This window comes from Propioniciclava soli, assembly GCF_038502305.1.
Taxonomy (GTDB): Bacteria; Actinomycetota; Actinomycetes; order Propionibacteriales; family Propionibacteriaceae; genus Propioniciclava; species Propioniciclava soli.
This window is the reverse complement of record NZ_CP115965.1, coordinates 3,519,291-3,532,035: the sequence shown is the minus strand read 5'-3', so window position 1 is coordinate 3,532,035 and position 12,745 is coordinate 3,519,291. Positions and strand designations below refer to the sequence as shown.

The following is a 12,745-nucleotide window of genomic DNA, read 5'->3' as shown; positions in this document are numbered from 1 at the left end:
GCCCGGCCGTCGTGCCGGCCGCGTAAGCTGACTGACCGTGCCCAGCCTGACTCCTGAACAGCGCCGCGCCCTTGAGGGCGTCGTGCTGGCCGAGCCCGTCATCGGCCGGGTCGCCGCCGCCTTCGCGGACGCCGGTCACGACCTCCACCTGGTTGGCGGCCCCGTGCGCGATGCGCTGATGGGCCGCGCCGTCCACGACCTGGATTTCACCACCGGCGCCCGGCCCGCGGAGATCGAGACGATCCTGCGGTCTCTCACGCGCAGCACCTGGGACATCGGCCGCGCCTTCGGCACCATCGGGGCCTCGTTCGCCGCGCAGGGCGGCGAGCTCGTCGTCGAGGTCACCACCCACCGCGCCGACTCCTACGACCCGTCCTCCCGCAAGCCCACCGTTGAATTCGGCGACACCCTTTCTGGCGATCTCGCCCGGCGAGACTTCACGGTCAACGCGATGGCCCTCTCGGTCGTGACCGGCGCGTTCACGGACCCCCACGGTGGCCTGGGCGACCTGGCCGCCGGGGTGTTGCGGACGCCGTCAGCGCCGGAGGTCTCGTTCAGCGACGACCCGCTCCGGATGATGCGCGCCGCACGCTTCACCGCGCAGCTCGGCTTCATGGCCGCTCCCGACGTGGTCGAAGCCATGACCGCCATGGCTGAGCGCATCGACATCATCTCCGCCGAGCGCGTCCGCGACGAGCTGAGCCGCCTCCTGCTCACCGACGCCCCCCGCCCCGGCCTCGACCTGCTCGTGCGCACCGGTCTGGCCGCCCGCGTCGTCCCCGAACTCGCCGCGCTCGAGGCCGAGGTCGACGAACACGGCCGCCACAAGGACATCTACGCCCACACCCTGACCGTGCTGGAGCAGTCGATCGACCTCGAACGCGCCCGCGGCCACGCCCCCGACCTCGTCGGACGCCTCGCCGCGGTGTTCCACGACGTCGGCAAGCCGCCCACCAAGCGCTTCGAGGGCGGCGGCAAGGTGTCGTTCCACCACCACGACGTGGTCGGGGCCAAGATGACCGCCAAGCGCCTCACCGCCCTGCGGTTCAGCACCGACGACGTCAAGGCCGTCGCCCGGCTCGTCGAGCTGCACCTGAGGTTCCACGGCTACGCCGACGCCGACTGGACCGACGCCGCCGTCCGGCGTTACGTCCGCGACGCCGGCGACCAGCTCGAGCGTCTCCACATCCTCACCCGCGCCGACTGCACCACCCGCAACGCCCGCAAGGCCAACCGGTTGCGCACGGCGTACGAGCAGCTTGAGTGGCGCATCGACGAACTCGCGGCCGCTGAGGAATTGGACGCCCTGCGCCCCGATCTCGACGGCACGCAGATCATGGCCATCTTGGGCATCAAGCCCGGCCGCGAGGTCGGCGAGGCCTACCGCTTCCTGCTGGAGCGTCGCATCGACGCCGGCCCCCTCGGCGAGGAGCGGGCCCGCGAGGAGCTGCTCGCCTGGTGGGCCGAGCGGTGACGTGGACGCGCCCCTGACCGACCCGGGCCACCCGGTGACGGGAGGACGCGCCCGGTTCGCGGCCTCACCGGTCGTCCTTGTGCTGATCGCGATCGCCACCGTCCAGATCGGGTCGTCCGCCGCGAAGGACCTCTTCGCCGTCACCGGACCGCTGGCCGTCACGTGGCTGCGCCTGCTGGCCGGGGCCGTCGTGCTCGGGCTCGTGGCGCGCCCGCGGCTGGCCGGGCGGCCGGCGTCCGACTGGGCGTGGGTCGTGGGGTACGGGCTGGTGATGGCCGCGATGAACCTCTCGTTCTACGCCGCGATCGCCCGCATCCCCATCGGCATGGCAGTCACCCTCGAGTTCATCGGACCGCTCGGTGTGGCGGTGGCCACCTCGCGTCGGCTGCGCGACCTCGGGTGGGTGGGCCTGGCCGGTCTCGGAATCGTGCTGCTCGGCTTCACCCCGGGAGAGCTCGATCCGGTCGGCGTCCTGCTGGCCCTGGTCGCCGGCGCCTGCTGGGCCGGCTACATCCTGCTCGCGCGGCCGGTCGGCCGGAGCTGGGAGGGCGTCACGGGCGTGACGATCGCGCTGTGGACGGGGCTGGCCGCCATCTCGGTGCCGGTGATCGCGCTCGGCGCCTGGCCCCCCGCGGCCGCGACCCCCTGGCTGCAGGGCCTGCTCGTGGGGATCCTGGCGTCGGTCATCCCCTACGGGCTCGAAATGATCGCCCTCCGTCGGATCGAACCGCGGGTGTTCGGCGTCCTCATGAGCCTCGAACCCGCGGCGGCCGCCCTGGCCGCCCTCGTGCTGCTCGGGGAGGAGTTACGGCCGGTGGAGGTCGCCGCCCTGGCCTGCGTGGTCGCCGCGTCCATCGGCGTGGTCCACGCGCCCGGACGCCCCCGGCGCGACGCCGCCTAACGTTCGGCCAGTTCCCGCCCCCGCCCGTTGCCCGGCCGTGGGGCGTGTGTTTGGCTCGGGAGCGAACAGGCCGAAGGGGCGTCCCCCGTCCCTCCGGGCTCGGTATCACCCACCCACCCCACCCCGGGGTGCCCACACCAGAGCCGGGTCGGCCGGCCGCACAAGGAGCAACGAGATGACCAACCAGATCGAAGCCGAGGCGCCCACCGCGACCCGAGGGGCACCGGCCCCTCTCATCGCCGCCCACGACGTCCGCAAGTCCTACCAGGTCGGACGCGACTCCGTCGAGATCCTGCACGGGGTCAGCCTGGGCGTCCACGAACAGGAGATGGTCGCGGTCATGGGCCCCTCGGGTTCGGGCAAGTCGACCCTGCTGTACTGCCTCGCCGGGCTCGAGGCGCCCACCTCCGGCGGCATCATCCTGGCCGGCAAGCCCCTCGATGCCCTGTCCCGCGCCGACCTGGCAAGGATGCGTCGCTCGCAGGTGGGCTTCGTGTTCCAGTCCTACAACCTCATCCCCACCCTGACCGCCACCGAGAACGTGGCGCTGCCCTACCTGCTCGACAAGGCCAAGCCGCCGCAGGATCTCATCGCCTCGACGTTGGCCACGGTGGGTCTCGCCGAGCGCGCGGACGCGCGTCCGCCGTCGATGTCGGGCGGCGAGCAGCAGCGCGTGGCGCTGGCGCGGGTGCTGGCCCAGCAGCCCCAGGTGATCTTCGCCGACGAGCCCACCGGCGCGCTCGACACCCGGACCGGTGAGCTGGTGCTGGCCGAGCTGGTGCGCATCGCGCACACGCCCGGCCGCTGCGTCCTGGTCGTCACGCACGATCCGAAGGTGGCGGCGTCATGTGACCGGATCCTGTTCATGCGCGACGGCCTCCTGGTGCGTGAGCTCCACGACGCGTCGGTCGACACGGTCGCCGCGACGCTCGCCGGTCTCGGCTCGCGGGAGGTGTGAGCGATGCGCAAGGTCTACGCGGCGGAGCTGCGTGACTCGTGGCCCGCCTGGCTGGGTGTCTCGCTCGCCTTCGTCATCACCAACCTCTCGTTCGTCAATTCCGCGCTCGTGCTGCGCTCGGGTTGGGCCGCCGTGGCCGCCGGAAAGATCGACATGATGGACAGCGCCGACTTCACGCTCACCCCGGTGTCCAACTTCGTCTTCTCCGGCATCGTGGGCCTGACGGTCATCGCGACCAGCACGTCCATGGTGGTCGACTCGCGGCGCGGCAGCTTGGCGCGCCTGGGCGTGGCCGGCGCCGCGCCGGGCCAGATCGTCAGCTCGATCATGACGCAGCTGGTGGCGGTCTCCGTCCTGAGCGCCCTGATCGCCAACATCATCGCGGCCGCAACCCTGGACCCGTTCCTCCACTTCCTGACGGTCGGCGTCGAGTCCGGCCTTGTCCTCGAGCAGCCCGCCCCCGTCTACGACGTCGGGGTCATGGTGCTCGCCAATGCGGTGTGCATCGGGGTGGCCCTGCTCGGTGGCTACGGCCAGGCGCGGCGGGCAGCGACCATCCCGCCGGTGGAGGCACTGCGCCAGGCCGTCGCCGCCCCCGGGGAACGGATGACCGTGCTGCGCTGGATCGGTGCGGCGCTGTGCGTGGTGGTGATCGTGGCGCTCTTCGCCGGCATCTTCGTGATGATGCAGTTCCGCACCAGCGAGACGGTCAGCACGCTGATGCAGATGGCCCTGGCGGCGTTGTTGGTCTTCACGGTGCTCGTGGCCATGGTGGCGCCCCTGCTCATCGGGCCGTTGGCCCGCGGTTGGACGGCGCTCGTGCCTTTCCGCGGCCCGACGTGGCAGATCGCGAGGAAGAACGTCTACGTCCGCGGTTCACGATTCTCCCGCTCGGTCGTCCCCATCGTGTTCACCATCGCCCTGATGCTGGGCTTGTTGAGCCTGGGGCCAACCATTTTCGCGACCTCGGCGGCGAGCGGTTTCGAGGGTGGGCCCATCACCCTCGACAAAGCGGGAATGGGTGCATTCTTGAGTCTGCTCGGGCCTGCGCTGGCCATCGCTCTCGCGGGTGGGGTGGGAAACCTCTTCATGATGAGCAAGCAGCGCGACGCCGAGCTGGCCCTGTTCGGCATCACGGGGGCGACCCCGACCCAGCGCAGGGTGTTGCCCATCCTGGAGGCGATCATCCTCACCGTGACGGCGACCATTCCCGCCGTCCTCGCCCTGGCGCTGATGCTGACGTACCTGTACATCTCGTTCACCGGCGCGGGCCTGGTGGCGGTGTTGTCCGTACCCCTGTCCGCCTGGGTGGTCGGCGTCGGAGCCACCGGCCTGATCATGGTGGCCGCCACGTTCCTGCCCACGCTCTCGGCGCTCCGGTTGCCCGAGCCCCGGGTGGTGGCCCGGCTCGCCGCGGAGTGAGCCCCGACCCACCACGCCATTTCCCCAGCAAGGGCCTCGGTCATCGTGACCGGGGCCCTTGTTGGCGTCCGCCTTGATCGTTTTGGCCACATGGTCAGCCCCAGGCTGTCGAACGGCCACCGGTGCCGGTATTTCATTGACGAGGTGGGGCGCGCGGAGTTGAATGGGGTCATCGGCAGGAAAAGAGAAATGTTCTCACTTGAAATTCCTGCCGGCGAAAGCACCCCCATCCATTCCCACCAGGAGGCCACCATGGGCGTTCGTCCCGAGTACTTCATGGCAGCGCAGCACGGATCGCCGTACTACGGCCGTCCGCGGCGCGTCGACGAGCTGATCGGGCCCGGCGAGAGCCTCCAGGGCGAGGAACTGCCCGCCGGTTGGCTGCGGCAGACCTGGGGCGTCTGGGAGGGCTGGACGCCCCGCGACTGGACGCCGCGCCTCCAGGGCTGGAAGATCCACGTGTCGGCCTCCCTGGGCTGCGCGCGGGAGACGCTGGCCCGCACCACGCGGGTGTGCGCCGCCCGCGGCGTCGCCTTCAAGTTCCTCCCCGTCGAGGGCATGCTGGCCGACAGCAACGGCAAGCAGAACGACCGCGGTGCATCGGGCAAGTTCATCACCATCTACCCCGACGACGACGCCCAGCTGGGCGAGCTGCTCGACGAGCTCGACGAGACCCTGACGGGTCAGGAGGGCCCCTACATCCTCAGCGACCTCCGCTTCCGCGACGCCCCCGTGTACGTCCGCTACGGCGCCATCATGGCCCTCAACTTCCCCGACCCCACGGACCGGCCCGTTGCCGCCATCGTCACCGGAGACGCGCTGACCCTCACCGAGGACCACCGCCAGCCGCGGTTCAGCCTCCCCGACGGCGTCCAGCTGCCGGCCTGCCTGGAGGAGTCGTATGCCCGGTCGCGCCAGAGCAGCCCGAGCCGGTTGCGCGAGTTCAAGGCCATCTCGGCCCTCCACTTCAGCAACGCCGGTGGCGTCTACAAGGCGACCCTGCCCGACGGCGCGCGCCACGTCCTGCGCGAGGCGCGGCCCCACACCGGGCTCGACGGACGCGGCCGGGACGCCATCGCGCGGCAGCGTGACGAGGAGATCACCCTCACCGAGCTGGCTGACGTGCCCGGCGTCCAGCGGCTGCTGGGCAGCTTCAGCGCCTGGGAGCACCGCTACCTCGAGCTCGAGTACGTCGACGGCCGCACCCTCACCGCGTGGATGGTGCAGAACAGTGCCTGCGACGTGCGCGACGGCGGCGAGAAGAAGCGCGCCTACGTGCAGCGTGCCCACCACGTTGTGCGGCAGCTCATCGACACGGTTCAGCGGATCCACGAGCGCGGCTGGTGCATCGGGGACCTCCACCCCGGCAACATCATGGTCACCGAGTCCGACGAGGTGGTGATTCTCGACTTCGAGGACGCCACGCGACGAGGCGAGGACCGGGCCGTCGGCTTCCGCGTCTTCGAGTTCTGCGCCCCCGAGGAGTTCAGCGCCGAGCAGGCCGACTGGTACGCGGTGTCGCGCTCGATCATGCTGCTCTACTTCGCCGACTGGGAGCTGGAGGTGATCGCCCCCGCGTTCTGGGACCGCGCGCGGAGCCGGCTCGCCTCCGAGTTCGGGGCCGAGTCCGCAGCCCAGCTGGACGAGGTGATGGCGCTCTTCCCGGCGACCGAGCGTCACCTGCTCTCACCGCGCGAGCCGGTGGGCCTGTGGGACGAGCGGCCCCACCCGGACGCCGCGATCGTCGCCCTCGACGAGGGCATCACCTGGTCGCGCCAGTTTTCCCCCCGGAACTCCTACCCCGGGGACTGCTCCCAGCCGGGAGACGTCAGCGAGACCTGGGGCTACGGGCGGGCCGGTGTGGCCTGGGCCCGGGCCCGGATCGGACGGCCCGTGCCGGACGACGACATCGCGGCGCTGGAGCGCGCCGCCGAGGGCTGGACGGCGGAGGACGCCCCCGGCCTGGTCGACGGACTCGCGGGCATCGCCCTGGCCCTCGGCGAGGTGGGGCGACCCGAGCAGGCCGTCGCCGCCGCGCGAACCGCCCTCGCGGGTGCGGAGGCGCGCCGCCGACTGGACCTCCAGGCCGGGTTGACCGGCGTCCTGCTCGCCGGCTTCGAGCTGGCCGGCGCGACCCGGGACGACGACCTCCTCGAGCGGTGCCGCACCAGCTACGAACGGCTCCACCGGGCCGTGGCGGCGGGGGGCAGCAGCCTGGCTGCACTCACGCACCGCCGTGGGCTCCACTTCGGCCTCAGCGGGCTCGCGCTGGTGGACCTCTCCGCCCACCGCGCCACCGGCGAGGCCCCGCTGCTCGATCGCGCCATCGACCGGATCACCGACGAGGTGGCAGCGTGCTTCGTCACGGCGGACGGCGACATGATGGTCCGCGACGTCGACAACAACCGCGCCCTGCCCTACCTCGAGTGGGGGAGCGCCGGCGTCTGGGTGGTCGTGATGATCGCGGAGCGGCTGGCCAAGCAGCAGCTCCTGACCGACGAACAGCGCGCCGCTTTCGCCCGGGCCTGCTCCTCGGACTTCTACGTCTACCCGAGCCTGCTCCACGGTCGGGCCGGGACGCTCGCGGCCCTCGCGGCGGACGGGACGGACCACGCGGAGATCCAGCGGCAACAGGACTTCGTGCTCGACACCCTGTTGCATCGCGAGGGCATGGCCTTCACCGCCGGCGACGGGTTCCTCAGGCTGAGTTCCGATCTGGCCACCGGCGCCGCCGGGGTCGCGCTCGGGCTGCACAGCGTCCGGCGTGGGCGCCCCTTCGACTGGCTGCCGCTCGCCAAGGGCACGGCGGACGCCCTCGCCGGGCTCCCCACCCCGCAGCCGGTGCCCGGATTTGTCCCGGCCAGCCTGGCCGGCGCGATGGTCGGCCACGGCTGACCCGTGGCTCGGGGCAGCACGCCCCGACCGCACCCCCTGACCCCCTGACCCTTCGACACCCGAGAGGAGGTGTATCGCACATGGCCGAGATCATCGATCTCCAGGACGACAGCCCCGAGGTTCCCGACGAGCAGAAGGCGTCCAACCGCAGCTGGGGCTTCTGCCACAACAGCTACCAGTCCTACGTGTTCTGCCTCGTCAAGTGACGCGAGCAGGCACGTGAACCTATCGAGCACCATGTGAGGAGGTGAATTCAATGGCCGATGTCATCGATCTCCAGGAAGCCTGGGACAACACTCCCCAGGAGGAGAAGGCGTCCAACTACTCCCTCGCGCTCTGCCACAAGAGCTACAAGTCGTGGGTCGCGTGCTGGGTGAAGTGAAGCGCCGACCACGTCGATCCCCATCCACCACCCGAAGGAGGTGACACCCATGGCCGAGATCCTCGATCTCCAGGATGGTGCGGAGGACGCACCGCAGGAGGAGAAGGCGTCGCGCCTGAGCCTGCGGTTCTGCCGCAACTCCTACATCTCGCTCGCGCTCTGCTTCGTCAAGTGAGCAGGCGCACCACCCGAATCACGCACCGAGGAGGTGACAACATCATGGCCGACATCATCGATCTGCAGGATTCCGACGAGGTTCCCGCCGAGGAGAAGGGCTCGTTCGTCTCGTACGCGTTCTGCCGCAACTCCTACCGCAGTGAGAAGTTCTGCTGGAAGTGGTGACAACCGACCCGGATCACCCGGGGTCCACGCGGGCAGCGCCTATCTGCCCGACCTCGACCCCGCGGTCCGAGTGACAAACGCCGCCGCCACCCGTGAGGCACGGGTGGCGGCGGTGGTCGTTCGCCGCTCGCGCGGCGGTCGGGCTCAGATGACGGGCTGGGTGTGCCAGATCCGCTTGAGGTAGTCGCGCATCGAGCGATCGGAGCTGAAGAACCCGCTGCGGGCGACGTTCAGCACCGCCGAGCGCGTCCAGGCGTCGACATCGGCGTACTTCTCCTCGACCTTCGCCTGGGTGGCGAGGTAGGAGTCGAAGTCGGCCAGCACCATGAAACGATCGTTGTGCACCAGGTTGGTCACGACCGAGTCGAACAGGTAACGGTCGCCATCGGAGAAGTGACCCGACCAGATCAGGTCCAGCGCCGCCTTCAGGCGGGGGTTGCTCTCGTAGTACGACCCCGGGTGGTAACCCTGCGCACCCAGCTGCGCGACCTCCGGCTCGCTCATGCCGAACAGGAAGAAGTGCTTGTCACCCACAAGTTCGCGGATCTCGACGTTCGCGCCGTCGTCGGTGCCGATCGTCAGGGCGCCGTTGAGCGCGAACTTCATGTTGCCCGTGCCGGACGCCTCCATGCCGGCCAGCGAGATCTGCTCGCTGAGGTCGGCGGCGGGGATCAGCTTCTCGGCCAGCGTCACGTTGTAATTGGCGGGGAAGGCCACCTTGAGGCGTCCCTCGAGAACGGGATCGGCGTTGACGATCGCGGCCACCTTGTTGATGAGGTGGATCGTGTCCTTCGCCATCTTGTAACCGGGGGCCGCCTTGGCGCCGAACACGACGGTGCGCGGCGTCAGGTCGGCTGCGGCGATCGCGCCGGAGTGCACCTGCTCGTACAGCGACACGATGTGCAGCAGCTTGAGCGACTGGCGCTTGTACTCGTGCAGGCGCTTCACCATCACGTCGAGCAGGTGCCCGTCGGGCAGCTCGATGCCGTCGCGCTGGGCCAGCAGGTCGGTGAGCCGCGACTTGTTCCAGGCCTTGGCCGCGCGGAACTGCTCACGGAACTCCGGGTCGTCGGCGTAGGGCTCCAGCTCCCGCAGGCGCTCGAGGTCCGTGACCCAGCCCGAGCCGATGGCGTCCGTGATGAGCTCGGAGAGCTTCGGGTTCGCCATGCGCACGAACCGGCGCGGCGTGACGCCGTTGGTCACGTTGGTGAACTTGTCGGGGTACAGCTCGGAGAAGTCGGGCAACACCTTGTCGCGCAGCAGCTGGCTGTGCAGCTCCGCCACACCGTTCACCTTCGTGCCCGCCACCGTGGCCAGGTAGGCCATCCGGACGCCGCGCGAGGGGTACTCCGCGATGATCGACATGCGACGCGCGCGCAGCTCGTCACCGGGGAAGGCCTCCCGCACGCGGGCGAGGAACTCGTCGTTGATCTGGTAGATGATCTCGAGGTGGCGCGGCAGCAGCCGGCCGAGCAGCTCGGTCGACCAGATCTCCAACGCCTCGGGCAGCAGCGTGTGGCAGGTGTACGCGAAGCACTGCTGCGTGACCTCCCACGCCTCGTCCCAGTCGAAGCCGTGGTCGTCGACCAGGATGCGCATGAGCTCCGGCACCGCGATCACCGGGTGGGTGTCGTTGAGCTGGAAGTGGATCCGCTCGGGCAGCCGGTGGAGGTCGAAGCCCTCCTCGAGCTCGTTGTCGATGAAGTCGCGCAGCGAGCAGGCCACGAAGAAGTACTGCTGCTGCAGGCGCAGCTCCTTGCCCTGCGGCGTGGAGTCCTCGGGGTAGAGCACCTTCGAGATGTTCTCGGCGAACGTCTGTGCCCGCACGGCGTCCGCGTAGTCACCGGAATTGAAGATCTGGAGGTCGAACGCCTGCGTGGCCTGGGCGCTCCACAGCCGCAGCGTGTTGACGCGGCCGTTCAGGTAGCCCGGCACCATGTAGTTGTAGGGGACGCCGAGCACGTTCCACTCCGGCACCCACCGGGTGCGCTCGGTGCCCGCGGCGTCGGTGTACTTCTCGGTGTGACCGCCGAAGTGCACCGTCACGGACGCCTCCGGGTGCGGGAACTCCCACGGCGAGCCGAGCGCCAGCCACGTGTCCGGCTGCTCGACCTGGCGTCCGTCGACGAAGGTCTGGCGGAAGATGCCGTACTCGTAGCGGATGCCGTACCCGATGCACGGGACGTTCATCGTGGCGAGGGAGTCGATGAAGCACGCAGCGAGCCGGCCGAGGCCGCCGTTGCCGAGGCCGGGCTCGACCTCCTGGGCGCGGAGCGTCGCGAGATCGAGGCCGCAGAGCTCGAGGCCGCGCTGGGCTATGTCGCCGAGGTCGGTGGCCAGCAGCGCGTTGCCGAGCTGGCGGCCGAGCAGGTACTCCGCCGAGAGGTAGCCGACCGTCTTGGCCTGCGACTCGCGGGTCTTGCGGCCGGTCTCGAGCCAGCGGGCCATCAGGTAGTTCTTCACCGTGCTGGCGAGCGCGAGGTACTGGTCGTTGATCGAGCTGCGGGACAGGGCCACACCCTGGTTGGTGTTGAGCTCGTGCAGGAACTCCTTGACGAACCCGTCCACCGAGAAGGGCGGCGGGGAGACGGGCGCCGTCGCCAGCGGGTGGCTCGGCGTGCTGCTGGGGCCGTACACGCGGTGATCGGTCGACGGGGACTCGTCCGCAGTGGGAGCCGGCCCGGACGTCTGGATGTGATCAGGCATGTCCTCAAGCCTAGGGGTGTTGTGTGACGGCGAAGTCACGCGAACGCCCCCCGACTGCCGACGTCGGTGTGGGTTTCCATCTGTTTCCTCCGGAAAGCGGTTGCCACCGGGGGTGAGGACGCCGCGCGCGCCGGCCCGGCGTCCCCCAGGCCCGCGACTCAGCCCTGCGCCGGTGCCCCCAGGACGTCCGGCAGCGTCGGCGTCCGGCCGTGGACGTGCTCGCCGACGAACCCCAGCACCACCTCGTACCAGACCTTTGCGTGCTGGGCCTGCAGGATCCAGTGGTTCTCGTCGGGGAAGTACAGGAAGCGGTGCGGGCTCTGGCCGTGGGCGTCGGCCGGCAGGCCGGACGCCGACAGCAGCTCCCACCACAGCCGCAGCCCCTCGCCGATGGGCACCCGGTAGTCCTTGTCGCCGTGGATCACCAGCATCGGCGTGGTGATCTGCCCGACGAAGCGGTGCGGCGAGTGCGCCTCGGCGAGGCCGCCCATCTCGCGCGACCAGTAGAAGGGGGCATCGGTGGTGGGGCCGAACTGGTCCAACGCCCACAGGCTGGCGTGGGTCACGATGGCCGCGAACCGGTCGGTGTGCCCGGCGATCCAGTTGGCCATGTAGCCGCCGAACGAGCCGCCCATCGCCACCGTCCTCGACCCGTCGATGTCGTCGCGCGCCTCGGTGGCGTCCGTGATCGCCAGCAGGGTCAGGGACGGTGGGTCGGTCAGGCCGGCGGGGCGGGGGGGCGCAACGCCGGTGCGCGGACGCCGGCGCGCCGCAGCGCCTCGGTCGAGCGCTCCAGCAGGTCGCGCTGCACGCCCCACTGCTGGTTCGGTGCCGTCTTGGCGAAGATGCGGAGGGTGGCGGCCCCGTCGGCGACGGCGTCCACCCCTGCGACCGTGGGCTTCTCCAGCAGGACGCCCTGCCAGCGCGGGTCGGCGTAGACGGCGTCCACCACCTCCTGCAGGACGTCGATGGCCCGCGCCGCATCCTCGTCCCAGGCGATGGGGACGCCGACGCTGCCGGTCGACCAGCCCTGGGACTGGTTGCCGATGCGCACGATTTCGCCGTTGCGGACGTACCAGACCTGGCCGGTGGAGTCGCGCAGCCGCGTGACGCGCAGGCCGACCTCCTCGACCGTGCCGGTCACCTCCCCGGTGTCGATCAGATCGCCGACGCCGAACTGGTCCTCCAAGATCATCAGGATGCCGGTGATGTAGTCCTTCACCAGCGACTGGGCGCCGAACGCGATGGCCACGCCACCGATGCCGGCCGACGCGAGCAGCGGGCCGAGCGGGATGCCCAGGATGCTCAGGATCGTCAGCACGATGAGCACGAACACCACCACGTCGAGGGCGTTGCGCAGCACCGAGCCGATCGTTTTCACCCGGGCGACGTGGCGCGCGTCGTTCGCGCCGCTGACCTCGCGCAGGATCTGCTCGGCCCGCCCCGTGACGCCCTCGCGGCGCCGGTCGGCCGTGTGCAGGGACGCCGCGACCCCCAGTTTGATCGCTCGGGCCACGACCAGCCGGCCGATCCCGGCGACGACGAGCACGGTGAGGATCTCGAGGGCGGTTTCCGGCCAGGTGAACGTGATGAGCGGCGTCATGCCCCCATTGTCGGGCCGGCCAGGCACCCTGCCTGCCGGCGACCGACGCCAAATCGTGATCC

General features: G+C 70.4%; 12 protein-coding genes. 9 read left to right on the top strand and 3 right to left on the bottom strand.

Annotation, left to right across the window (positions count from 1 at the left end):
* Positions 1-31: 31 nt before the first annotated feature.
* From PCC79_RS16005 to PCC79_RS15965, 9 genes are all read left to right on the top strand, one after another.
* Entirely contained in the window at positions 32-1,474 is a 1,443-nt protein-coding gene (locus tag PCC79_RS16005; RefSeq protein WP_416046541.1) for a CCA tRNA nucleotidyltransferase, read from the top strand.
* A gap of 1 nt (position 1,475) precedes the next feature.
* Complete coding sequence (locus tag PCC79_RS16000) at positions 1,476-2,375, top strand: EamA family transporter (RefSeq protein WP_232547085.1); 900 nt, start codon at positions 1,476-1,478, stop codon at positions 2,373-2,375.
* Between the two features lie 175 nt (positions 2,376-2,550).
* Positions 2,551-3,333, top strand: a complete 783-nt coding sequence (locus PCC79_RS15995) for an ABC transporter ATP-binding protein (protein ID WP_342372425.1) — start codon at positions 2,551-2,553, stop codon at positions 3,331-3,333.
* A gap of 3 nt (positions 3,334-3,336) precedes the next feature.
* Entirely contained in the window at positions 3,337-4,755 is a 1,419-nt protein-coding gene (locus PCC79_RS15990; RefSeq protein ID WP_342372424.1) for an FtsX-like permease family protein, read from the top strand.
* Between the two features lie 252 nt (positions 4,756-5,007).
* Complete coding sequence (gene lanKC / locus PCC79_RS15985) at positions 5,008-7,650, top strand: class III lanthionine synthetase LanKC (protein WP_232547088.1); 2,643 nt, start codon at positions 5,008-5,010, stop codon at positions 7,648-7,650.
* Positions 7,651-7,730: 80 nt separating this feature from the next.
* Positions 7,731-7,856, top strand: a complete 126-nt coding sequence (locus PCC79_RS15980; RefSeq protein ID WP_269778947.1) for a hypothetical protein — start codon at positions 7,731-7,733, stop codon at positions 7,854-7,856.
* Positions 7,857-7,906: 50 nt separating this feature from the next.
* Positions 7,907-8,032 (top strand): hypothetical protein, encoded by a 126-nt coding sequence (locus PCC79_RS15975; protein ID WP_269778948.1) that lies wholly within the window; start codon positions 7,907-7,909, stop codon positions 8,030-8,032.
* A gap of 49 nt (positions 8,033-8,081) precedes the next feature.
* Positions 8,082-8,207 carry a SapB/AmfS family lanthipeptide gene (locus tag PCC79_RS15970; protein WP_269778949.1) on the top strand — a complete coding sequence of 42 codons (126 nt, stop codon included), beginning with the start codon at positions 8,082-8,084 and terminating at the stop codon, positions 8,205-8,207.
* Positions 8,208-8,251: 44 nt separating this feature from the next.
* A complete protein-coding gene (locus PCC79_RS15965) occupies positions 8,252-8,374 on the top strand; it encodes a hypothetical protein (protein WP_269778950.1) in 123 nt (40 codons plus the stop codon).
* A gap of 144 nt (positions 8,375-8,518) precedes the next feature.
* Here PCC79_RS15965 and PCC79_RS15960 read toward each other — a convergent pair whose 3' ends face one another.
* The 3 genes from PCC79_RS15960 to PCC79_RS15950 form a co-directional block, all read right to left on the bottom strand.
* Complete coding sequence (locus PCC79_RS15960; protein WP_342372423.1) at positions 8,519-11,080, bottom strand: glycogen/starch/alpha-glucan phosphorylase; 2,562 nt, start codon at positions 11,078-11,080, stop codon at positions 8,519-8,521.
* A gap of 158 nt (positions 11,081-11,238) precedes the next feature.
* A complete protein-coding gene (locus tag PCC79_RS15955; RefSeq protein WP_342372422.1) occupies positions 11,239-11,898 on the bottom strand; it encodes an alpha/beta hydrolase family protein in 660 nt (219 codons plus the stop codon).
* Positions 11,799-12,683 (bottom strand): mechanosensitive ion channel family protein, encoded by an 885-nt coding sequence (locus PCC79_RS15950; RefSeq protein ID WP_232547091.1) that lies wholly within the window; start codon positions 12,681-12,683, stop codon positions 11,799-11,801. Before PCC79_RS15950 ends, PCC79_RS15955 begins: the two co-directional genes overlap by 100 nt.
* Positions 12,684-12,745: the final 62 nt, after the last annotated feature.

Bases quoted from the DNA above. Each gene is read 5' to 3' on its own strand.
- PCC79_RS15995 (WP_342372425.1), top strand. From the start codon at position 2,551: ATGACCAACCAGATCGAAGCCGAGGCGCCCACCGCGACCCGAGGGGCA.
- PCC79_RS15990 (WP_342372424.1), top strand. From the start codon at position 3,337: ATGCGCAAGGTCTACGCGGCGGAGCTGCGTGACTCGTGGCCCGCCTGG.
- lanKC (WP_232547088.1), top strand. From the start codon at position 5,008: ATGGGCGTTCGTCCCGAGTACTTCATGGCAGCGCAGCACGGATCGCCG.
- PCC79_RS15980 (WP_269778947.1), top strand. From the start codon at position 7,731: ATGGCCGAGATCATCGATCTCCAGGACGACAGCCCCGAGGTTCCCGAC.
- PCC79_RS15975 (WP_269778948.1), top strand. From the start codon at position 7,907: ATGGCCGATGTCATCGATCTCCAGGAAGCCTGGGACAACACTCCCCAG.
- PCC79_RS15970 (WP_269778949.1), top strand. From the start codon at position 8,082: ATGGCCGAGATCCTCGATCTCCAGGATGGTGCGGAGGACGCACCGCAG.
- PCC79_RS15965 (WP_269778950.1), top strand. From the start codon at position 8,252: ATGGCCGACATCATCGATCTGCAGGATTCCGACGAGGTTCCCGCCGAG.
- PCC79_RS15960 (WP_342372423.1), bottom strand. From the start codon at position 11,080: ATGCCTGATCACATCCAGACGTCCGGGCCGGCTCCCACTGCGGACGAG.
- PCC79_RS15950 (WP_232547091.1), bottom strand. From the start codon at position 12,683: ATGACGCCGCTCATCACGTTCACCTGGCCGGAAACCGCCCTCGAGATC.